Raw genomic sequence first — 21,275 nt, 5'->3', positions numbered from 1 at the left:
TAAAAGCAAACGGCCCCGGCGATGAAGCCGGGGCCGCGAGAAGCTTCAGCTTCTGTAGGTCTTAGAGGTCCAGCAGCAGGCGCTGCGGGTCTTCCAGGGCTTCCTTGACCTTGACCAGGAAGGTCACGGCGCCGGCGCCGTCGACGACGCGGTGGTCGTAGGACAGGGCCAGGTACATCATCGGGCGGATCTCGATCTTGCCGTTGACGACCATGGCGCGTTCCTTGATCGCGTGCATGCCCAGGATGCCCGACTGCGGCGCGTTCAGGATCGGGGTCGACATCAGCGAGCCGTAGATGCCGCCGTTGGTGATCGTGAAGGTGCCGCCCTGCATGTCCTCGATGGACAGCTGGCCGTCGCGGGCCTTCTTGCCCAGCGCGCCGATGGCCTTTTCGATCTCGGCCAGGTTCAGCGCGTCGGCGTCACGGACGACCGGAACCACCAGGCCCTTGTCGGTGCCGACGGCGACGCCGATGTCGTAGTGGTTCTTGTAGACCACGTCCGTGCCGTCGATCTCGGCGTTGACGTCCGGGATCGCCTTCAGCGCGGCCACGACGGCCTTGGTGAAGAACGACATGAAGCCCAGCTTCACGCCGTGGCGCTTTTCGAACACGTCCTTGTACTGGCTGCGCAGAGCCATCACGGCGCTCATGTCGACCTCGTTGAAGGTCGTCAGCATGGCGGCGGTGTTCTGGGCTTCCTTCAGGCGGCGGGCGATCGTCTGACGCAGGCGCGTCATCTTCACGCGCTCTTCGCGTTCGTGCAGGGCGCGCGGCGCCGAAGCCGTCGGGGCCGGAGCCGGGGCGGCGGCGCGAGCTTCCAGGGCGGCGAGCGCGTCGCCCTTGGTCACGCGACCGTCCTTGCCGGTGCCGGCGACCTTCGACAGGTCGAGGTTGTTCTCGGCGGCGATGCGGGCCGGAGCCGGGCTGACCGGCGCGGCGGTCGGAGCAACAGCAGCGACCGGAGCGGGAGCCGAGGCCGGAGCGGCGGCGGGAGCCGGCGCCGGAGCAGCGGCCTTCGGCGCGGCGGCGGCCGGAGCAGCCGACGCGGTCGCGCCTTCGGTCACGATACCCAGGACAGTGCCCGGAACCACGGTCGCGCCTTCTTCGGCGCCGATGGCCGACAGCACGCCGTCGGCGGGCGAGGCCACTTCCAGCGAAACCTTGTCGGTTTCCAGCTCGACGAGGATCTCGTCCTTCTTCACGGCCTCCCCGACCTTCTTGGTCCAACGGGCGACCGTCGCTTCGGTGACGGATTCGCCGAGGGCGGGGGTGTTGATGTCGGCCATGGGGCTTTCCAGGTCTCTCTTGTTCGGTCCGGCGGGTTTTTAGTCGTACGAGATGTCGCTTACGCGAACGCCTCGTTGAGGAAGGTCTCGAGTTCTTTCAGGTGGCGGCTCATCAGACCCGCGGCGGTGGACGCCGAGGCCGGACGACCCACATAGCGGGCGCGCTTGGCCTTGATGTCCAGCTTGTCGAGCGTCAGCTCGAGCCACGGATCGACGAAGGTCCAGCCACCCATGTTCTTGGGCTCTTCCTGGCACCAGACCAGGTCGGCGTTCTTGAAGCGGCCCAGCACGCCCATCAGCGACTTCAGCGGCCACGGATAGAACTGTTCCAGACGCAGCAGATAGACGTCGTCGCGGCCGGTCTTGGCGCGCTGGTCGACCAGGTCGAAGTAGACCTTGCCCGAGCAGACGATGACGCGCTTGATCTGATCGTCGCTCTTCAGCGTGATCCCGCCCACGTCGCAGCCCGCCTCGGCGCCGTCCACCATCACGCGGTGGAAGGTCGAGCCTTCGGCGAAGTCGGCGATGTTCGAGACGGCGCGCTTGTGGCGCAGCAGGCTCTTGGGCGCCATCACGATCAACGGCTTGCGGAACTCGCGGTTCATCTGGCGACGCAGGGCGTGGAAGTAGTTGGCCGGCGTCGTGCAGTTGACGACCTGCATGTTGTCTTCGGCGCACGACTGCAGGAAGCGCTCGAGGCGCGCCGAGCTGTGCTCGGGACCTTGGCCTTCGTAGCCGTGCGGCAGCAGCATGACGAGGCCGCTCATCCGCAGCCACTTGCGCTCGCCCGAGCTGATGAACTGGTCGATGACCACCTGGGCGCCGTTCACGAAGTCGCCGAACTGGCCTTCCCACAGGGTCAGGGTGTTCGGGTCGGCCAGCGAGAAGCCGTATTCGAAGCCCAGCACCGCCTCTTCCGACAGGGCCGAGTCGATCACTTCATAGTGGGCCTGGCCGGGGCGGATGTTGTTCAGCGGCGTGTAGTGCTCTTCGGTCGTCTGGTCGATGACGTCCGAGTGGCGCTGGGTGAAGGTGCCGCGCACCGAGTCCTGGCCCGACAGGCGGACCGGGAAGCCCTCGTCGAGCAGGGTGGCAAAGGCCAGGTGCTCGCCGGTGCCCCAGTCGATGCCCTCGCCCTTTTCGATCGCCTCGCGGCGGTTGTCGATCGCGCGCTTGACGGTCTTGTGGGCGTTGATGCGGTCCGGGATCGTGGTGATCTGACGGCCCAGCTCCAGCAGGCGGGTCTTGGGGAAGGCGGTCTTGCCGCGACGCTCTTCGTCGCCCGGCAGGGCCAGGCCCTTCCACTTGCCGTCCAGCCAGTCGGCCTTGTTGGCCTTGTAGCTCTTGCCGGCGTCGAACTCGACGTCGAGGAACTTCTCGAACTCACCGACCCAGGCGTCGGACTCTTCCTGGGTGATCACGCCCTCGCCGATCAGGCGGTTGGCGTACAGCTCGCGGGTCGGCGGGTGACCCTTGATCTTGGCGTACATGATCGGCGACGTCATGGTCGGATCATCGCCTTCGTTGTGACCGAAGCGGCGATAGCAGACCATGTCGATAACCACGTCCTTGCCGAACTTCTGGCGGTACTCGGTCGCGACCTTGGCGGCGAAGACGACGGCTTCCGGGTCGTCGCCGTTCACGTGGAAGATCGGGGCTTCGACCATCAGCGCCATGTCGCTGGGGTACGGCGAGCTGCGCGAGTAGCGCGGGCTGGTGGTGAAGCCGATCTGGTTGTTGACGATGAAGTGGATGGTGCCGCCCGTGCGGTAGCCCTTCAGGCCCGACAGGGTGAAGCACTCGGCCACCACGCCCTGGCCGGCGAAGGCCGCGTCGCCGTGCAGCAGCAGCGGCAGCACGTGGCCGCGGCCGGCGTCGGGCTGTTCGCGCAGGGTGAAGGCCTGCTTGGCGCGGGCCTTGCCGATCACGACCGGGTTGACGATTTCCAGGTGCGACGGGTTGGCGGTCAGCGACAGGTGGACCTTGTTGTCGTCGAACTCACGGTCCGACGAAGCGCCCATGTGGTACTTCACGTCGCCCGAACCCTCGACGTCCGAGGGAACCGACGAGCCGCCTTGGAACTCGTGGAAGATGACGTGGTAGGGCTTGCCCATCACGGCGGCCAGCACGTTCAGGCGGCCGCGGTGCGGCATGCCCAGGACGATGTCCTTCACGCCCAGCGCGCCGCCGCGCTTGATGATCTGCTCCATGGCCGGGACCATGGATTCACCGCCGTCCAGGCCGAAGCGCTTGGTGCCGGGGAAACGCTTGTGCAGGAACTTCTCGAAACCTTCGGTCTCGATCAGCTTCTTCAGGATGGCGACCTTGCCCTCTTTCGAGAACACGATCTCCTTGTCGCGCCCCTCGATGCGCTCCTGCAGCCAGGCCTTCTCGTTCGGATCCGAGATGTGCATGTACTGCACGCCGACGTTGTCGCAGTAGGTGCGGCGGACGATCGACAGGATCTCGCGGATCGAGGCGGTCTCGAGGCCCAGCACGAAGTCGAGGAAGATCGGACGGTCGTAGTCGGCTTCCGAGAAGCCGTAGGTGGCCGGATCCAGTTCCGGGGCCGGCTTCGGCGGCTCCAGGCCTAGTGGGTCGAGGTTGGCGGCCAGGTGGCCACGCATCCGGTAGGCCCGGATCATCATGATGGCGCGCAGGCTGTCCAGCGTGGCGGCGCGGACGGCTTCAGCCGAAGAGCCGGGGGCCTTGCCCTCGACGGCCTTGGCGATCTTGGCTTCGACGGCGGGGGCGACGCTGGCCCACTGGCCGTCCAGGGCCGACAGCCAGTCGGGGCGAACCGACGGCACTTTCTTGGGGGTCCAGGCCGGGTCCTGCGCGGCGCGCTTAACCTGGTCGGCCTGCTCCTGCAGGCTGGCGAAGAAGGCGTTCCACGAGGGATCGACCGATCCAGGGCTCTCCGCCCACTGGGCGTAGAGGTCTTCCACGAACGCCGCATTGGCGCCGTAGAGGAAGCTGGTCTCGGTCAAGACCTGGTTGATGATGCCTGCGTCGTCCGCCATCGTTCTGTGCCTTCGGATCCGGTGCTCTACGGGAGCGCTACCGCACTGCCCGTAAATATAGTCTCTCAATCACCCGAGCGCCCGTCCGCTTGGCGGGGCCCAGGTGATTTTTTCGGATCGTCGACTGGCGGTCGCAAAAAACCTGGGCCCCGCGCGAAGCGGGGTTTCGGTATCTTCTTTTAGCCCTTCAGGACTTCAAGCAGGGTCTCGCCCAGCTTGGCCGGCGAAGGCGAGACGCGGATGCCCGCTTCTTCCATCGCCGCGATCTTGTCCTCGGCGCCGCCCTTGCCGCCCGAAACGATGGCGCCGGCGTGGCCCATGTGACGACCGGGAGGAGCCGTGCGGCCGGCGATGAAGCCGACCATGGGCTTCTTGCGACCACGCTTGGCTTCGTCCTTCAGGAACTGAGCCGCTTCTTCTTCGGCCGAGCCGCCGATTTCACCGATCATGACGATCGACTTGGTGGCTTCGTCGGCCAGGAACAGTTCCAGGACGTCGATGAACTCGGTGCCCTTGACCGGGTCACCGCCGATGCCGACAGCCGTCGTCTGGCCGAGGCCAGCGTTGGTGGTCTGGAACACGGCTTCATAGGTCAGGGTGCCCGAACGCGACACGACGCCGACCGAGCCTTCCGAGAAGATGCCGCCCGGCATGATGCCGATCTTGCACTGATTGGGCGTCAGGACGCCCGGGCAGTTCGGGCCAATCAGGCGCGACTTGCTGCCGGCCAGGGCCTTCTTCACCTTGACCATGTCCAGCACCGGGATGCCTTCGGTGATGCAGATGATCAGCGGGATCTCGGCGTCGATGGCTTCCAGGATCGAGTCGGCCGCGAAGGGCGGCGGGACGTAGATCACCGAGGCGTCGGCGCCGGTGCGGTCCTTGGCTTCGGCGACGGTGTTGAACACCGGCAGGCCGATGTGGGTCTGGCCGCCCTTACCGGGGGTGACGCCGCCGACCATCTTGGTGCCGTAGGCGATGGCCTGCTCGCTGTGGAACGTGCCTTGAGCGCCGGTGATGCCCTGGCAGATGACCTTGGTGTGCGAACCGATCAGAACCGACATTTAGCGGGCGCCCTTCACAGCGGCGACGATCTTCTCGGCGCCGTCAGACAGATCGTTGGCGGCGATGACGTTCAGGCCGCTTTCCGAGATGATTTTCTTGCCGAGTTCGACATTGGTGCCTTCCAGGCGGACGACCAGCGGAACCTGGAGACCGACTTCCTTCACGGCGGCGATGACGCCTTCCGCGATGATGTCGCAGCGCATGATGCCGCCGAAGATGTTGACCAGGATGCCCTTCACGGCCGGATCGGCGGTGATGATCTTGAAGGCCGCGGTGACCTTCTCCTTCGAAGCGCCGCCGCCGACATCCAGGAAGTTGGCCGGCTCGGCGCCGTACAGCTTGATGATGTCCATGGTGGCCATGGCCAGGCCAGCGCCGTTGACCATGCAGCCGATTTCGCCGTCCAGGGCGATGTAGGCCAGGTCGTACTTCGAGGCTTCGATTTCCTTGGGGTCTTCTTCGCTCTCGTCGCGCAGCGCCTTGATGTCCGGGTGGCGGAACAGGCTGTTGCCGTCGAACGACAGCTTGGCGTCCAGAACCTTCAGGTGATCATCCGCCGTCACGATCAGCGGGTTGATCTCCAGCATGGCCATGTCCTTGGCCATGAACGCCGTATACAGCTGGTTCAGCAGCGAGGCGGCTTCCTTGGCCAGACCGCCGGTCAGGCCCAGGGCGTTGGCCAGGGCGCGCGCGTGGGTCGGCCACACGCCGGTCGCCGGGTCGATGGTGAAGGTGTGGATCTTCTCGGGCGTCGAGTGAGCGACGTCTTCGATGTCCATGCCGCCTTCGGTCGAAGCGACCACCGAGACCTTGCTCGAAGCGCGGTCAACCAGCAGCGAGAGGTAGAATTCCTTGGCGATCGCCGCGCCTTCTTCGATGTAGAGGCGGTTGACCTGCTTGCCCTTGGGGCCGGTCTGGTGGGTCACCAGCACGCGGCCGAGCATTTCCTCGGCGTTGGTGCGGACCTCTTCGACCGACTTGACGACGCGGACGCCGCCCTTGGCGTCGGGGCCCAGGCCCTCGAACTTGCCCTTGCCACGGCCACCGGCGTGGATCTGGCTCTTCACGACGAAGACCGACGTGCCCAGCTTTTCGGCGGCGGCGGCGGCTTCATCAGGCGTGAAGGCGGCGAAGCCGCGCGGCACGGGAGCGCCGAACTCGGCGAGTACGGCTTTGGCTTGATGTTCGTGGATGTTCATGAGGGCCCGGTCTCGACGACGGCTTTCTGAAATGTGGCCGGGTTATAGGAGCGCTATTTCGCAGGCGCAACCGCGTGACGACGATAAGGTGAAGGCTTGCGTGCTTATCTTGTCCGAAAGGACAGGGTCGCCACGGGTTTAGGCGGCTCCGGCAAGGGAAACCCTTGACCCGGCGGAACTGTTACCGGTCACACCATTTTTGTCCGTGAACGGCTGTCCACCGGTGTCAGAGCGGCTTTTCCAGATGTCGCCCCGGATGTCAGCGTTGTCTGCCCGGGTCCTTGAAGAAGATCAGGATCAAAGAGAGCACCGCGACGGCGTCCCGATCCTTCGAACCCTTGGGCGGCAGGTAGGCGGTCGGCTGCATGGCGGCCAGGTCCACGCCGCCGACGTCGACGCCGTCGCGGCTGAAGACGTAGCCGATGGTCGCGCCGCCGCCGATCGGCATGCCGCCGACCTGCTCGGTACGCGCCCGGATGCTCAGGCCACCGAAACGCAGCTCGGCCGCGCGCTGGGGCTGCTGCAAGTTCTTCAGCAAGCCACCACCCTTGGAGCTCGCCAAGGCGAACGAGGCGTCCGAGCCCGCGCCGGGACCGGTGAGCGTGCAGAAGAACTGCAGCTTGTCGCGGTCGAAGGTGATCCAGCCCAGGCCAAGACGGCTCTGGCCGCCGCCGCAGGCGATCTCGACGGGACCCAGGCCCGGCCCGTTGACCGTCATCTCGACGCTGGCCTTGCCGCCCTCGAAGATGCCGGTGACCGAGCTCTTGCTGCTCTTGACCGTGGCGTTGCCGTCGTACTCGCCCAACTGGAAGCCGGGGCGGAACAGGCTGGGGCCCTTCTTGCCCGACAGCTTGACCTTCTCGGTTCCGGCGGGCGCGGCGGCCTGCGCGGGCGCGGTCGCGGCCAGGGCGACGGCAAGCGAAAGGGCGATGGCGGCGACGGTCTTCATGGCAAGCTCCCCCGAGCGTCGGCTAGACGACGCGGCGGAGCTTGCCACAGATCGGCGTTATCTCAACCTTTCGGTGAGACCGAGGCCGAGGCCCGCCGCTCCAGCTTGCCCCAGCCGACCCGGCCGCCGCGGATGGCCGTGACCACCGACTTGACCACGACATAGTACATCAACTGGCGATAGCCGAACCGCTGCACGGGCAGGAACGGCAGGTCGGCCCACGGCGCGCGCTTCTCCAGGGCCATCCCCAGAGCGCCGGCCGACAGGTCTACGGCGATGAAGATCGCCCAGTAGGCCAGCCCCAGCAGCATGTCGTCGGGACGCCACTCCACCGGGTGGGCGATGGCGGCGTAGAGACCGCTGACCAGGCTCCAGACCACCGCCAGGTCGACCAGCGGCGCGGCCACGGCCAGGATGATCTGGAACAGCCAGATCTGCGGCAGGGCCACGAAGCCCAGCACCGGCGTCTTGCTGTTGAACATCGCCCTGCGGTGCTTCCACACGCACTGCAGCGTGCCGAACGACCAGCGGAAGCGCTGCTTGAGCAGGCCGCCCACGGTGTCGGGCGCCTCGGTATAGGCGCGGGCCTCGGGATCGAAGGCGACCTTCCAGCCGGCGCGCTGGCAGGCGATGGTCAGGTCCTGGTCCTCGGCCAGGGTGTCGGCCGGATAGCCGCCCAGGTCGTCCAGCACGCTCTTGCGCCAGGCCCCGACGGCGCCCGGCACCACAGTCACCGCGCCCAGGGCCGACAGTGCCCGGCGCTCCAGGTTCTGGGCCGTGACGTACTCAAGAGCCTGCCAGCGGGTGACGATGTTCAGGCGGTTGCCGACGATGGCGTTGCCGGCCACGGCGCCGACGTCCGGATCCTGGAACCAGCGCGCCAGGCGGCCGATGGTCGAGGGCGGGAACAGGGTGTCGGCGTCCAGGGCCACAACGAACTCGCCCTTCGCCACGGCCAGGCCGCGATTGACCGCCCGCGCCTTGCCGCCGTTCTCGAAGCTCAGCAGTGTGACGCGCGGATCACCCGCGAAGTGGTCGCGAACCTCGTCGGCCGTGCGGTCCTTGGAACCGTCGTCCAGGACCAGCACCTCCAGGTTCTTCCAGTCGCTTTCCAGGATCCGCGCGATCGAGGCGGCGATCACCTTCTCCTCGTTGAAGCAGGGGATCAGCACCGAAACCAGCGGACCGTTCTCGCTGTCCAGGTCGGCCGGCTCCTCGTGGGTCCAGAAGCGGTGAACCAGGGCCAGGCTGGCCAGGAACACCAAGCGCGCCACGCCCAGGAAGATCGCCGACAGGAACAGGAAGGTCATCGCCGCCTGCGTCCAGCGGAAGAAGTCGAAGCCCAGCCGGTCGATGGCCAGGTCGACGGCGGTGCGCGACGTCGGCGGCATCACCTGCTGCGGGCTCATGCCGGCCAACTCGCCGACCGTGACCAGGCGATAGCCACGCGCGCGGATCTGGTCGATAAGCTCGGGCAGGGCCGCCACGGTGCGGCTGCGATCGCCGCCGGCGTCGTGCAGAAGCACCACCTGGCCGGGGTTGTTCCCGGGGTTGTCCAGGCGATCCAGGACCCGGTCGATGATCTGCTGCTTGGTCGGCTTCTGCCAGTCGTCGGGATCGATGCGCAGGCCCACGGTCATGTAGCCCAGGGTCTGGGCGATCACGAGCGGCGCCACCTCGTGCGGGGTCGACGGCTCGGCGTCGCCGAAGAACGGCGGGCGGAACAGGCGCATCGAGCGGCCGGTGATCACTTCGAACAGGCGCTGGGTGGCGTTCAGCTCGACCTGCACCTGCGGCAGCGGCGTCTCGGCGATGTTGGGGTGAGTCCAGCTGTGGCCGCCGACATCGTGGCCCTCGTCGACCTCACGCTGCACCAGGTCGGGGCGGCGCTGCATGTTCTGGCCGATGACGAAGAAGGTGGCCGAGGCTTTCTTGGCTTTCAGGATGTCCAGGATCTTGGGCGTCCAGCGGCCGTCGGGACCGTCGTCGAAGGTCAGGGCCACCAGGCCCTTCTTCTGGCCATAGCGCTCGATCACGTAGCTGGAGGGGATGACGTCATAGGTCTGGCCCGAGACCAGGCCGGTGTCGGGATCGAACTCCAGCGAGCGCTTGCCGGGCGTGGGCAGCTGCGCGATCCGCAGCACCTCGCCGCCGCCGTCGAAGTCGACGCCCTGGCCATTGGCCAGCGTGGTCAGCCCGGCCGCCGAGACCTGGCCATAGGGCTTGCCCAGCACCGACCAGACGCCCGGATCCTCCATGCCCATCCGCCACAGGCCATAGCCGCGCGGCTTCCAGGGGTCGGAGACCTTGACCTCGTTGAACAGGGTGACCGCATCCATGAACCAGACGACGTGGTCGTCGCCGTTGTCGTCCGTGTATTGGTAGGTCGGGTTCAGGGCGTCGTCGTCCATGCGGATGGTCGCCCCGGCGTCCTGGGCGTTGCGCATGGCCTCGTGGAAGGTGGTCGGCGCGCCCGAGGCGCGGCTGCCGTCCTTGTTCAGCGTCCAGTCGTAGCCATAGGCGCCCAGGGCCAGCACCGTGCGGCTGGGGTCCAGGTGCGCGAAGCGCTTTTCCAGCTCGCTCTCGTACCAGTCCTGGCCGGCGTTCGGCCCCGGATCGCCCAAGGCGTAGTGCTGGTCATAGGCCATCAGCACCAGGGTGTCGGACGAGGCTTGCAGGCGCTTGAGCGGCCAGCCCTCCTCGTCGAACGGGGCGGTGACCCAGACCTCGCGGCCGGCGTCCTTCAGGGCCGCGCGGGCCTCGTCCAGGAACTTCGGGTACGCGTTGAGCCCCTTGGCCGACAGCGCTTCGAAGTCGAAGACATAACCGCCATAGCCGCGCTGGGCGGCCAGGGTGACGAGGTTGCTGATCAGCTTGCCGCGCGCCAGCGGATTGGCCAGCAGGGCGTCGGCCATCGGGCCGTCGAAGGCGGCGTTGGCCGAGTTGTGAACCAGCGGCAGCACGGCCGGCTTGTTGGCGGCGGCGGCGATGCGGGCGGTCCCTTCGGCGTCGTCGGTGACGTCGATGTCGCCCTTGGCGCCCCGGATCGCCACCCACTGCGGCGAGACCACGTCCAGCTTGTCGATGTTGCGGCGCAGGGACTCGCGGCTGTCCTCGTCCCACGAGACGTAGAAGCCGACCGACAGCGGCCGCGCCGCGGCGTCGTTGGCGGCCCCGCCCTTGGGCCGCGGCACCCGCCGCCAGGTCTTGGCCGAAGGCTTGAGCTTGTGCGCCGTCTCCTGGTGCAGGGACGTCAGGATATGCGGATCCTTCAGCGGCGCGTCGGGCAGGCGCGGCGCGAAGGCCAGGGTGGCGACGAAGCCGGCCACCACCGCGGCGATGGCCGAGGCGACGATCCCGAGGACCAGCTTGGCCCGCCGCTCACGCTTGCCCGTGGGATCGTGAAAGATGTGGCGGTCGTCTGGGGTCATCGCTTAGCGCTCGCGTTATGCGCGCCCTTTGATACCCGAAATTGACCGAACCGTGGCCGTTGTATCCCTGCGACCTTCCGTCGCCGGTTAGTCCACCCAATCCCGGTTGAGACGACGCGAGGCCAGGATCAGCAGGGCCGCCGCGCCGATGTAGAAGGCCAGGCCCCAATAGATGGCGTAGCGCATCGACTCCGCGCCGTAGACGGGGGCCAGCTTGTCGGAGACGAAGCCGAAGAACCAATAGCCGACGGCGATGCCCAGCAGGTTGTTGATCAGCAGGAACAAGGCCGAAGTGGTGCTGCGCATGGCGGCCGGGGCCAGGTGCTGCACGGCGGTGACCACCGGACCCAGCCAGGCCAGGTTCAGGCCCGTCGGGATCAGGAACAGCACGAAGGCCAACGGCAGGGCCTTGGCGTTCATGGCCGCGAAGAAGCACGGCAGGGCGATCAGGAAGCAGATGGCCGGGGCCAGGGCGTAGGCGCCCTTGGACTTGCCGCCGAACCGGTCGCCCAGCCAGCCGCCCAGCCAGATGCCGGCCACGCCGCCGAAGAAGGCGATGGCGCTGTAGTAGATCGAGGTCTCGACCAGGGTCAGGTGCAGGCTGCGGATGAAGAACGACGGCAGCCAGAACGCCACGCCATAGCCGCAGACCGACGAGCACGCCGCGCCGAACGCCAGCAGCCAGAACGACGGCTTGGGCAGCACGGTCTTCAGCACGGCCCCGAAAGCCGGAGGCTTTGCAGCGTCGGAAGAAACGACATCGAAGCCGCCGCGTGGCGGGTCCTTCACGACCAGCTTAAACAGCGGGGCCAGTAGCACGCCGGCCAGGCCCACGGCGATGAAAGCCATGCGCCAGTCGATATAGGCCGCGATCAGCCCGCCGAAGAGCACGCCCAGGGCCGAGCCCAGAGGGATGCCGAACGAATAGGCCGCCAGCGCCCGGGCGCGCTGGTTCTTGGGGAAGTAGTCCGAGATCAGCGAATAGGCGGGCGGCACGCCGCCGGCCTCGCCGACGCCCACGCCCATCCGGAACAGGAACAGCGACCAGAACCCGCCGGCGAAACCGCAGGCCATGGTGAAGCCGCTCCACACGGTCAGGGCGGCGGTCATGATCCAGGTGCGGCTGAAGCGGTCGGCCAGCCAGGCGATCGGCACGCCTAGGGTCGTGTACAGCGCCGCGAACGCCAGCCCGCCCATCAGGCCCAACTGGGTGTCGGTCAGATGCAGCTCGTTCTTGATCGGCTCCTTGAGGATGCCGAGGATCTGCCGGTCCAGGAAATTGAAGGTGTAGGCCAGGATCAGCATGGCCAGGACCACGTAGCGATAGCTTGCCGGCCTCTCCGCCGTCTGGTTCGCGTTGTCGCTCATGTCCTGCCCCCGTTACGCTACAGCTACATAAAGAAAGGGCGGGGCCTGTTGCAGCAAGCCCCGCCCTAGCTATTCGCCTAGATAATTTAGAACGCCACCTCGACCGAGGCGGCCACCGTGCGCGGCGGGCCGTAGAAGCCGATCACCGAGTTGTTGTAGGTGGCCCCGGCGAAGTTGTAGCCGCCGGTGCGGTACTTCTCGTTCGTCAGGTTCTTGCCGGTCAGGGCCAGCTTGTAGTTGCCGCCCGGGGCGGTCCAGATCGCCGTCAGGTCCACCAGGGTGAAGGCCTTCTGGTCCAGGGCCGGCAGCGGCTGCTCGAACTGCTGGTAGCTGTCGCGGTAGCTGACCATCGGGGTGATGGCCAGGCTGCCGCCGGCCACGTCGCCGCGCCAGGTCAGGCTGACATTGCCCGTCCATTCCGGGGTGTTCTGGAAGCCATACAGGTCGGCGACGTTGATCACCTGGCCGGTGGCCAGGGTCGTCGACGGGTTCAGCGGGTTGGGCGCGCCGGCCGGCACGAAGCGGCTGAAGGTGTCGTACTTGGCGTGGATGTAGCCCAGGGCGACATTGGCCGAGAGGCTCTGGCTCAGGCGGGCATTGGCCTCGAACTCGGCGCCGTACAGGGTGGACGAGCCGGCGTTGTCGACCGAGCTGGCGATACCCGAGGGCACCACGACCTGGGTCGTGACCTGCTGGTCGGTGTACTTGGACAGGAAGATCGCCGACGAGAACGACACCTTGCGGTCCAGGGCGAAGCCCTTCAGGCCGGCTTCATAGGTCTTCACGACTTCCGGCTTGTAGCCGTTGGTGGTCTGCGGGGTGATGAAGGCGTCACCGCGCATGTCCCAGCCGCCCGACTTGTAGCCCTTCGAGAACGAGGCATAGGTCGTCAGGTCGTCGTTCAGCTCGTACGAGGCCGAGATGCGCGGGGTGAACTGCGAGAAGGTCTTGTGGGCGTCGTAGTTGGTGCGCACCTGCAGGATCGGACGGTTGACGCCGCCCTGATACGGCGACGGCGTGGCGCCCAGATAGAAGAAGCGGAAGACGTTGGCGCGCTTGGCGTCGCGCGTGGCGCGGGCGCCCAGCGAGACCTTGAAGCGGTCGGTCAGGTTGGCGCTGAAGTCGAAGAACGCCGCGAAGCTCTGGGTGTTGACCTTGCCGCCGTCGGCGATCGAGACGCCCAGATTGCCGGCGATGGTGTCGAACTCGCCCGAGGCCTGGCTGTTCATGTAGTACAGGCCAAAGACGCCCTGGACGTTGTCGTCCGCATAGACCGCCTGCAGTTCCTGCGAGAACGAGCTGTCGTCATAGGTGGCCGGCACGTCCAGCGTCGGCAGCGGCGTGCCGTCGAAGTCGATCAGGGTCTGGGTGTGACCCTTGCGGCTGGCGGTGATCGACTTCAGCGTGATCGCGTCGGTGACGTTGTACTCACCGGTCAGCGACAGGCCCTTGGTGGTGACGTGGTTCTTGTCACCGAGGCCGGCTTGCGTGTCGTAGATGTCCTGGATCGGATAGTTGCCGGCCGTCGGCAGGGTCTCTCGGTGGCCGTGGCGCGGGTTCGAGTCGTCGGTGACGTGGTCGTAGGCCAGGCGGAAGAACAGGTCCTGGGTCGGCTTCCACTCGGCGCTCAGGCGATAGGCCTGGACATCCTTGTCGTAGTGCTCGGCGCCGGTGGTCAGGTTCTTGCCGTAGCCGTCGCGCTTGTAGAGGGCGTACGAACCGCCCACGGACAAGCCGCCGCCGACCGGGGTCTGGCCCGAGACCAGCAGGTCGGTCTGGTTATAGCTGCCATAGGTGCCGCGGACCTTGGCCATGGCCTCGTCGCCCAGCTTCTTGGTCACGTACTTGATGGCGCCGCCGATGGTGTTGCGGCCGTACAGCGTGCCCTGCGGGCCGCGCAGCACTTCGATGCGCTCGATGTCGAAGATGTCCAGCACCGCGCCTTGCGGGCGGTAGATGTAGACGTCGTCGACATACAGGCCGACGCCGGGCTCGTAGCCCCACAGCGGATCCTGCTGGCCCACGCCGCGGATGTAGCTGATCAGGGTCGAGTTCGAGCCACGGGCGGTCTGCACCGTGATGTTCGGGGTGGTCTGGGACAGGACGGTGATGTCCGTGCCGCCCGAGCGCTCCAGCTTCTCGGCCGAGAAGGCCGAGACGGCGACCGGGACGTCCTTGAGGCTTTCCTCGCGACGACGGGCGGTGACGACCACCTCCTCGACCGAGGCCGAATTGTCGGCGACCGGAGCTTCTTGAGCCGCCGCGACGCCCGCGATCGTGCTCCACGCCGCGCCAGCCAGCAGCGCAGCCTTCCACATCGAAGTCATGGGTTTCCCCTCCCTTACGTTCCGCCCTTCCCGAACCGGATCCGTCTTGTGCGGACGCGTGCGCGGGACCCTCGCCAATTCATCGAACAGCGAATTGCAAGCACCATCACCCGAACCGACGGCAAGCGCCAGCTATTTTTCATCAAGTGATGAAAAAGGGTCGGGGACGGATGGTCTGGGTTTGGGACTAGGCCTTTTGGGCCTTGGCGATCACGGCTTCGAAGCCGGCCGCGCAGTACGAGAACAGCCGCTGGCGGACCGCTTCCAGGTCACTGGAATGGCACTCGCCTTCCGACAGGCTGTCGATCCGTCCGGTCTCGGACAAGGACAGCATCATCGATCCGGTCAGGAACTGATAGCACCAGTAGAGGTCGCGGTACTCGGCGTGGGGACGCAAGCCCTTCAGGGTCTCGACCAACTGGTGGACCACCGGATCGAAGAACCGGGCCATGGTCTCGCCGCCCCAGGCCGGCGTGTTGTTCACCTGGGCGACCAGGGCGAAATAGCTCTTCCAGCCCGCGCCGCCGTCCTGGCTGATGCGCAGCAGCGGATCGATGAAGGCCTCGATCACGCCCTCGACGGTCATGGTGGCCGCGTCGTGGGCTTCCACATAGGCGTTCATCGACGCCTCGCGGGCCTGGTTCAGGATCTCGGCCCGGCGCAGGAACACCGCGTCAAACAGCTCGCGCTTGGCCCCGAAGTAGTAGTGGATCAGGGCGGTGTCGACGCCGGCCTCGGCCGCCACCTGTCGGGTGGTGACTCCGTGGAAGCCGTGGCGCGCGAACAGGCCCTCGGCCGCGTCGAGGATGGTTTCCTTCAGGTCCAGGCCCTTGGCCTTGGACGGTCGGCCCCGCCCGCCGGCGCGGGCGCCGGCCTTGGATGAGGGCTTGGCTGCGGTCATGAAGTGGGGTCCGCCCTGAATTGCGCTCCGTCCTCGGATAGGCGCAACGCGGCCGCGCTGGCAAGACCGGCGTTCTATCAGCCCAGAAAGACCGACCACATCAGGCGGCCCGGGATGAAGGTGAAGAGGCCCGCCAGCAACAGTCCGCCGACGAACATGGCGGTCATGGCGCGGCGGTGAGCCGAGACCTTGCCGCGCCGGATGGCGTAGACCGCGCCGGGCAGCGCCACGATCGTCCAGCCTGACAAGAGGTGGATGAAGCTGAAGTGGCCGTGGTTCATGCCGCGGATGAACAGCGAGCTGACCGCCGTGATCCCCATGGCGATCACCCAGGTCCAGCCCAGGATCTTGTGCAGCCCCGTGCCCTTCACCCGCATCATCAGCACGATGCCGATGGCCAGGGCCGTCAGGGCGGCGGTCAGGTGAACCTGGATGACCGTCGGGGCTGCGACGATGAGGGATACGTTCGGCGCATGCGGCTTCAGCGAAACCACGGCGGCGATGGCGACAGCCGCGCCCACGCCCATCGCTGCTTGCGAAATTGACTTGCCGTACGCCGCCATCTGCCTTCACTCCGGATCGTGGCGGGGCCGAAGCGCCTCGCCGTTGGGAACCTGAGTGGAGTGGGCGGGTCCGTGTCTCAATCGACGTTGCGCCAGTCGCCGGCTTCGTTTCGCCAATGGCTGGCCGGCGCCGTTCACGCTTCGCGAACGGCGATCACCGCCAAGGAAAGCCTGCGCGGTTTCGGGGTGTCAGCGGCGGCGGGCGTGTTCCTGGCGCTGCTGGGCGCGTTCGGCACTGACGAGGTCCCGTTCGGGATCCGGGTGACCTACTGGTCCGGCCTGTGCTTTTCCGGCGCGATCGTCGGCACCACGGTCAGCCACCTGATCGGCGGTGGCGGCCGGGCGGATGAGAAGCCCTGGCTCTACGCGACGCTGACCGTGATCGGCGTCACCCTGCCCTTCACCCTGGTGGTCTGGCTGGTCAGCGACCTGACCTTCTACGGCCAGCTGAAGGCGGGCGGTTTCCTGAACTACCTGCTGCCGGTGTTCATCGTCACGGTGGCGATGACGGGCCTGAACTTCCTGGTCCAGCGCACACCGCCCGAGACCCACGCCGCGCCCGCCGGCGCGCCGCCGGCCCGGTTCCTGGACCGCCTGCCGCCCAAGCTGCGCGGCGGCGAGCTGTGGGCCGTCGAGGCCCAGGACCACTATCTGCGCCTGCACACCTCGCGCGGCCAGGACCTGATCCTGATGCGGCTGTCGGATGCCGTGGCCGAACTGGAGGGCATCGAAGGCGCCCAGACCCACCGCTCATGGTGGGTGGCCAAGGCCGCCGTCGAGGACGCCCAGCGCGGCGACGGCCGGGCGACCCTGCAGCTGAAGGGCGGCGCCCTTGCCCCCGTCAGCCGCGCCTATTCGAAAGCCCTGCGCGAAGCGGGCTGGTACTAGGCGGCTCGCGCACCCGGACGGCTGCGGCCCATGCTCTGCTGACCAACACTGAACTGGCCCATCAACTGGGTCAGGTTGTCGGCCTCGCGCGAGAGGGCGTGGCTGGCGGCGGTGCTTTCCTCGACCATGGCGGCGTTCTGCTGGGTGGCCTGGTCCATCTGGCTGACGGCGCTGTTGACCTGTTCCAGGCCGGTGGCCTGCTCCTGGGCCGAGGCGGCGATCTCGGCGACCACGCCGTTGATCTGGGCCACCTGGGCGACGATCCGTTGCAGGGCCTCGCCGGTCTTGCCGACCAGCTGGACGCCGGCGTCGACCTGTTCGGTCGAGGCGTTGATCAGCGCCTTGATCTCCTTGGCCGCATCGGCCGAGCGCTGGGCCAGGGCCCGCACTTCCTGGGCGACGACCGCGAAGCCGCGACCGGCTTCGCCCGCGCGCGCGGCTTCGACGCCGGCGTTCAGCGCCAGCAGGTTGGTCTGGAAGGCGATCTCGTCGATCACCCCGATGATGTTGCCGATCTGGGCCGAGGACTTCTCGATCTCGCCCATGGCGTCGACGGCGTCGGACACGACCTGACCGCCGGTCTCGGCGTCGGACTTGGCGGCCCCGACCACGCGGCGGGCCTCCTTGGCGCCCTCGGCCGTGCGCTTGACGGTCGAGGTGATCTCTTCCAGCGCCGCGGCGGTCTCTTCCAGGCTGGCGGCCTGCTGCTCGGTGCGGCGGGCCATGTCGTCCGAAGCGTTGGTGATCTCGCGGCTGCCGGCGCGGATGCCGTCGGCATTGCCGACGATCACCGTCATGGCGTCCTGCAGCTTGCCCGCCGCGCCGTTGAAGTCGGCGCGCAGCTTCTCGTATTCGACCGGCAGGGCGTCGTTGACACGATAGGTCAGGTCGCCCTTGGCCAGGTGCGACAGGCCGACCCCGAACGACTCGACGACCAGCTGCTGCTGCTCGGCGATGGCCTTGGCGGCTGCGGCCTGGCGCTCGGCTTCCGAGCGTTCCTTGGCGGCCGCGATCTCGGCGTCGGCGCGCAGCTTGGCGATGGCGTTCTCCTTGAACACCTGGACCGCCCCGGCCATCTGGCCCAGCTCGTCCTTCTGGCCCACGGCCGGCACCACGATCCCGTGGTCGCCGTCGGCCAGGCGGCGCATGGCGGCGGTCATGGCTTGCAGCGGATTGCTGACCTTGCCGATCACGACATGGGTGGCGAAGGCCATCAGGCCCGCCGCGACCAGGGCGATGACGGCCATGATGCCGGTGGCGATATTGCCCGCCGTCTTGGCGGCCGCGCCATCGTCATGGGCGACGCGAGTCTGCAGATCGACCAAGGCGCCGACATTGGCAGTCACTGGATCGATGGCGGGATAGAGCTTGCCATCGACGAAGGCCTGGAGGCCGGCAGTGTCGCCCGACTTCAGCAGGCCTTGCAGGGTCTCGACCGTGCTGTCGGCGGCCGGCAGGGCGGCGGTGACCTTGTCGGCCAGCGCCTTTTCCTCGTCGGTCATCTGGGTGGCGGCGTAGGCCTGCCAGTTCTGGCTGATCGTCGACTTGGCGGCGGCGACGTTCTCGGCGGCCTTGGCCATCGACAGCTCGCCCGACCGCGCCTTGTGGGCGCTGTCGACGATGTTGACCGCGTACATGTCGCTGACGGCCTTGAGCTGCTGCATCGGCTCGACGCGGTCGGTGATCACCGACTGCATGCGCTGGTTGGCGACGCCGTTGGCGACGAAGCCCGAAAGGCCCATCGCCGCCATGCCCACGCCCAGCGCGGCCAGGCAGCCCAGCAGTCTCGTCTTGATGGTCCAGGTCATCGCAGGTCCCCGCTTTGACGCGAAGAAAGCCTCCGATCGTTAACCAAAACCTTCGCCGCAACCGGGCGTAGGCTGCGCGTTTTGGGCGTGTTTCGCCGGCGCCTGAAGTTTGAGCAGGGTTAAGGAATGAACCGGCCGCGACCGTGGCCGACCGGGTGATGAATTGTCGACCAGTCGCCACTGGCGGGGAAAATATCACCGCCTAACGGCGATATCTCCCCACCATGCGGCAGAACGTCGCGGCTTAGCCAAAGTGGATGTCGACGCTGGCCGAGCCGGTTCCGACCGTCAGGCTCGTCACGGCCACCAGCCGGATCAGGCCGTCGCCGGCATTGACCCCGACCGTGCCGTCCTGGTGATAGATGTAGGTGTCGCCATTGTACTCGAACACCGACGTGGCGTTGACCGGCGTCAGGGTCGAGGCATTGATCAGCGCCTGCTCCAGGGTCGTGGCCGAACCGACGCTGACACCCGTGACCACCGCAGGGATCGCGACACCCAGGTCGATATGGTCCACGCCCTTGGCGAAGTCGGTGATGGTGGCGTAGGTCGTCACCTTGCCGTTCTCGACGCCCAGGTTCGAGAAGCCCGGCGACGCGAAGCCGTCCTGATAGATCTTGAAGGTGTCCGAGCCAGCGCCGAGGGTATAGGTCGACGTCGACTGACCGCGCAGATAGGCGGCCACGCTGTCGTTGAAGCCCGACAGCACGACGGTGGTCACCGAGCCCGAGTTGCCGGCGTGGCCGATCTCGGTGATGTCGATCCCGGCCGAGGCCGAAGCGTCCAGATTGGTCGTCTGGCTCATGGCGCCGACGACGTGGCTGTTGAAGCCGGCGGTCAGGCGGCCGGTCCCGGTGACGACGATCGGGCTGGAGCCCCCTTCAGCGGTCAGCGAGGTGATGGTCCCCAGCACGCTGTCGCTCTGCACATGCAGGGTCAGGGCGCGGTCATTGCCCGTGACGTACAGGTTGGTCGGGTTGGCGTTACTGCTGGTGACGCCGCTCAGGTAGGCGTGCACGCCGTCGGCGCCGTCTCGGACCGAGGACGGGCCCGTGAACACCAGCCGCGCATAGTAGTTGGCGTTCAGCGTACCGCCGCTGACCCCGTCCAGCTTCAACGCCACGCCTTCGGCGATGTCGTCGATCTTCGTCGAGATCGCCGAGCGCAGGGTGATGTCCTGCAGACCGGTATAGCCATTGACGTTGAAGGGCACGATCGTGGTGACGCCGGTGGACGGCAGCGTGAACGACAGCTTGAAGTTCTCGAGCACCAGATGCTCGACATTGGTGATCTTGGCCTTGTCGAAGGCCTCGGCGTCGGCGCCCACCACCAGGGTGTCGTCGCCCGCGCCGCCATCGACGATCGCGCCGTTGATCATCTTGGTCACGGTGATCCGGTCGTTGCCGGCGCCGCCGCTGATCTTGCCGTTCGGCGCGCCGCCCAGGACCTCGACCGCCGCGTTCAGCTGGCCGACCGAGATGGTGTCATTGCCGTCGCCGCCGTCGATATAGCCGCCGACCGTTCCGGAGAAGGTCACGGTGTCATGGCCGCCGGCGGTGGCGACCGAGACGTTGCCGTCGGTCCCCGTGACCGTGTCGTTATTGGCCGTCGACTGCAGGGCCGGCGTGGCCGAGTCCGGGGCGACGACCTGGTTGGCCCCCGCCGTGATCGTCGCGCCGGCGGCATAGGTCGGCTGCTGACCGTACGTGCCCAGGAGGTCGGTGAAGAACACCGCCTGGCCATCATTGGCCAGGTCGGCCAGGAAGGCGTCATTGGCCTTGGCGTAGGCGCCGAGGTCGGCCTTGGCCGCCTCGCTCAGCAGCCAGCCGACCATGGCCGCCTTGGTCCCCTGCCCGTTCAGACCGTCGCGGCCATAGGCGGCGAAGTAGTCGGCGCGGCTGTAGGTGCCGCCCTGGCCGTTGGGCACCTGGCCATTGAGGATGTCGGAGATCCGGCCGTCCGGCGGCGCGAAGCCGAAGATCTCGGTATAGGCCTTGGTGGTCGCCGCGGTCAGGTCCAGCGCGCCATAGGCGGTCGTGAACTTGGTCGCGCCCTCGCCCGTCTTGCCCAGGTTGACCGCGAAGTTGATGTAGCGGTTCTCGGCCGTGAACGCGGTGTAGTAGGCCGAGTTGAGGTTGTTGGCGTTGCCGCCGGTCGGCGAGACCAGATAGTCGAGGCCGGCCATCACGGGCGTCGCGCCGGTGAAGAAGGCGTAGGCCAGGTTCGCGACCGAGGTCGATGCGATCACCATCTTGCCGATCTCAGCGCGCGCCTGGGTCAGGGTGATCGTCGAGGCGTCGACCTGCGAGGCCAGGGTCTGAAGCTTGGCCACATCCGCCGTCGAGATACTCGAGAACTTGATCCGTGCGACGTCGCTATAGGCGGTTTCCAAAACTTGAAGCGTGGCCATCACTCAACCTCCGGCAATGTTCGACGGCATGGGTATTGGATTTGCTGTACACACG

Annotated in this window: 12 protein-coding genes and 2 pseudogenes; 1 reads left to right on the top strand and 13 read right to left on the bottom strand. The window is 67.1% G+C overall.

Going from position 1 to position 21,275, the window contains the following annotated elements:
• Positions 1–61: 61 nt before the first annotated feature.
• From odhB to AC07NF_RS14895, 10 genes are all read right to left on the bottom strand, one after another.
• Positions 62–1,288, bottom strand: a complete 1,227-nt coding sequence (odhB, locus tag AC07NF_RS14940; protein WP_494627063.1) for a 2-oxoglutarate dehydrogenase complex dihydrolipoyllysine-residue succinyltransferase — start codon at positions 1,286–1,288, stop codon at positions 62–64.
• Between the two features lie 59 nt (positions 1,289–1,347).
• Positions 1,348–4,311, bottom strand: coding sequence for a 2-oxoglutarate dehydrogenase E1 component (locus AC07NF_RS14935; protein ID WP_494627061.1), 2,964 nt, complete (start codon positions 4,309–4,311; stop codon positions 1,348–1,350).
• A gap of 179 nt (positions 4,312–4,490) precedes the next feature.
• Positions 4,491–5,375: a succinate--CoA ligase subunit alpha gene (sucD, locus tag AC07NF_RS14930; RefSeq protein WP_492815608.1), complete on the bottom strand. Its 885-nt coding sequence runs from the start codon at positions 5,373–5,375 to the stop codon at positions 4,491–4,493.
• A complete protein-coding gene (gene sucC / locus AC07NF_RS14925; protein WP_492815609.1) occupies positions 5,376–6,575 on the bottom strand; it encodes an ADP-forming succinate--CoA ligase subunit beta in 1,200 nt (399 codons plus the stop codon).
• Between the two features lie 259 nt (positions 6,576–6,834).
• Positions 6,835–7,524: a hypothetical protein gene (locus tag AC07NF_RS14920; protein WP_494627058.1), complete on the bottom strand. Its 690-nt coding sequence runs from the start codon at positions 7,522–7,524 to the stop codon at positions 6,835–6,837.
• A 62-nt stretch (positions 7,525–7,586) separates the two neighbouring features.
• Positions 7,587–10,955: a glycosyltransferase gene (locus AC07NF_RS14915; protein ID WP_494627056.1), complete on the bottom strand. Its 3,369-nt coding sequence runs from the start codon at positions 10,953–10,955 to the stop codon at positions 7,587–7,589.
• 87 nt (positions 10,956–11,042) lie between these two features.
• Positions 11,043–12,323: a spinster family MFS transporter gene (locus AC07NF_RS14910; protein ID WP_494627054.1), complete on the bottom strand. Its 1,281-nt coding sequence runs from the start codon at positions 12,321–12,323 to the stop codon at positions 11,043–11,045.
• Between the two features lie 86 nt (positions 12,324–12,409).
• Positions 12,410–14,650: a TonB-dependent receptor gene (locus AC07NF_RS14905; protein ID WP_494627052.1), complete on the bottom strand. Its 2,241-nt coding sequence runs from the start codon at positions 14,648–14,650 to the stop codon at positions 12,410–12,412.
• Positions 14,651–14,837: 187 nt separating this feature from the next.
• Positions 14,838–15,551, bottom strand: coding sequence for a TetR/AcrR family transcriptional regulator (locus AC07NF_RS14900; protein WP_494627049.1), 714 nt, complete (start codon positions 15,549–15,551; stop codon positions 14,838–14,840).
• A gap of 77 nt (positions 15,552–15,628) precedes the next feature.
• A complete protein-coding gene (locus AC07NF_RS14895; RefSeq protein ID WP_494627047.1) occupies positions 15,629–16,114 on the bottom strand; it encodes a DUF2306 domain-containing protein in 486 nt (161 codons plus the stop codon).
• A 72-nt stretch (positions 16,115–16,186) separates the two neighbouring features.
• On the opposite strand from AC07NF_RS14895, the gene AC07NF_RS14890 reads away from it, so the two are divergent.
• Positions 16,187–17,002 (top strand): LytTR family DNA-binding domain-containing protein, encoded by an 816-nt coding sequence (locus AC07NF_RS14890; protein WP_494627045.1) that lies wholly within the window; start codon positions 16,187–16,189, stop codon positions 17,000–17,002.
• Positions 17,003–17,022: 20 nt separating this feature from the next.
• Here AC07NF_RS14890 and AC07NF_RS14885 read toward each other — a convergent pair.
• From AC07NF_RS14885 to AC07NF_RS14875, 3 genes and pseudogenes are all read right to left on the bottom strand, one after another.
• Positions 17,023–17,664: pseudogene (locus AC07NF_RS14885) on the bottom strand (methyl-accepting chemotaxis protein); the annotation flags it as partial.
• 393 nt (positions 17,665–18,057) lie between these two features.
• Positions 18,058–18,810: pseudogene (locus tag AC07NF_RS14880) on the bottom strand (Tar ligand binding domain-containing protein); the annotation flags it as partial.
• Between the two features lie 244 nt (positions 18,811–19,054).
• Positions 19,055–21,220 carry a hypothetical protein gene (locus tag AC07NF_RS14875; protein ID WP_494627043.1) on the bottom strand — a complete coding sequence of 722 codons (2,166 nt, stop codon included), beginning with the start codon at positions 21,218–21,220 and terminating at the stop codon, positions 19,055–19,057.
• Positions 21,221–21,275: the final 55 nt, after the last annotated feature.

It is taken from the genome of Caulobacter sp. GW821-FHT10A06 (assembly GCF_059415805.1).
Note: the sequence above shows the minus strand (reverse complement) of the source record. Positions and strands in the feature narration are given on the sequence as shown.